This is a genomic window from Parablautia muri (assembly GCF_009917485.1).
GTDB classification, from domain to species: Bacteria; Bacillota; Clostridia; order Lachnospirales; family Lachnospiraceae; genus Suilimivivens; species Suilimivivens muri.
The window spans coordinates 1-1,835 of the sequence record NZ_QZDT01000147.1; the positions used below are offsets into that span (position 1 = coordinate 1).

A 1,835-nucleotide genomic window follows, 5' to 3' on the forward strand; every position below is an offset into this window, starting at 1 on the left:
CCTCCTAGTATAATAATGATATAGCCACAAGAGCTATAAAGTTAATAAGTTACAAAGTCATATCTGATGAATAACTGAAGGAGGGTTTCCCTTCCATCAGAGGTTATTGATAAAATTTTTACCATGTCTGAGGTTTCCTTAATGCACCAGACAAAATATAGAGGTATAATCACTGAGGCAGGATTATTGACGATGCCTCCTTGGGAACCGGCCTTCCGGCTGGTGAAACCTCCAATTAAGTCTGTCAGTCCATTCGGTGGTGATTTATGTTTTGGCTGGTTGGGAAGCCCCAGGCTATACCTGTATAAGCCGCTAGGTTGTGTATCCGCCTTCTGGAAATGGATACCTGCCAGAAAGGATAAAACCATGCAATACCAAAAAGTACTTAAGATGCTGGAAAGCATCCCCTATCTCTCAGTCGGGCTTGATGTCGGGGCAGACTTCACATGGATGTCCATCATGCTCCCAAACGGCACCCTTGCCGGGAAACCTTTTAAGATCGTTCATTCCGATCCCCAGTCCCGGGAGCTTGCCGTTGCAAAAATAAAGGAAGCACAAGAGGCGTATTCTCTTAAAAGCCGCTGCTTTCTTGAGTCCACCGGGATCTACCACATCCCTCTCCTGTGCTTCCTTCGCGATAAGGGTTTTGACTGCTCCGTCATTAATCCTATCATTACTAAGAATAGCACAAATCTGAACGTAAGAAAACTGCATAATGACAAATTTGATTCAAAAAAAGCTGCCAAAGTCGGTTTGGATGCTTCCCTGAAGACTTCCATCATCCCTGATGATGCGGTCATCGACCTACGTAACCTGGTCCGGGACTACTACTACTTCAAGGATCTGCAGTCCGCTGTCGTCTTGAAGCTCACTGCTGAACTGAAAGTGTCATTCCCCGCATACCGGAAAGTCTTTAGCAAGGTCACCACCCAGACTTCCTTAAAACTTCTGGACGCCTGCCCACTTGCGGTGGATCTTCTTGCTGCCCCAAAGGATACGGTGGTGGAAATGATCCGTTCCACGGCACGTTTTGGGGAAAAGTATGCCCTGGCCAAGTATGATGCTCTGCGGACTGCAGCGGAAGATGCCGCCATCTTTGGGCGGGCCCTGAAAAGCAATTCTGTCCGCATAAGGCTCTACATAGACTCTTACCGGGAGTACCAGAAACGTCTTGACACAATCATGGAAGCAATCCATGCTTCTGTTGACGGCCTGAAAGACAGTCCGGTCTATGACCATATCCTTCTTCTCCAGTCACTGCGCGGCATAGGCTTCATGAGCGCGGTTGTCCTGGTCGCAGAAATGGGCTCTTTTAACCTGTTTCCTTCCCCGAAGAAGCTGTATGCCTACTTCGGCCTGGATCCTGCCGTGAAGCAGTCCGGGAAGTTCAACGGGGAGAAGGTACATATGTCAAAAAGGGGTTCCAGCCTCGCCAGACGCATCCTGCATATGGTGGCGCTCAATAACCTTAAGGTGGACAAGGGCAGAGGGATACCTGTAAATCCGGTCATCCACAGCTATTATACCGATAAATGCAAAGCAAAGAAGAAAAACGTGGCTGTCGGAGCTGTGATGCACAAGATCTGCAACATCATCTTTGCTATGCTCCGGGACAATAAGCCGTTTGAGGTCATCACTCCACAGGAACACTGTAAACGGTATCTGGCAGCGCATCCTGACAAGGTACAGCGCGCAGCTTAACAAATTTTTAAGAGTTTTGAAACTTTCCACAGGGATGGGCTTATTAAAGTTACCCTTTTTTGAATCAACTGCTTGAAAAATACTTTTTAAACATTTTTCATTTTACCTATTGACATTTCTTAGCTGGACTTTTT

General features: G+C 46.9%; 1 protein-coding gene. It reads left to right on the forward strand.

Going from position 1 to position 1,835, the window contains the following annotated elements:
* The first annotated feature begins 366 nt into the window (after nt 1-366).
* Nucleotides 367-1,701 (forward strand): IS110 family RNA-guided transposase, encoded by a 1,335-nt coding sequence (locus D5281_RS24790; RefSeq protein ID WP_160562514.1) that lies wholly within the window; start codon nt 367-369, stop codon nt 1,699-1,701.
* The last annotated feature ends 134 nt before the right edge of the window (nt 1,702-1,835 follow it).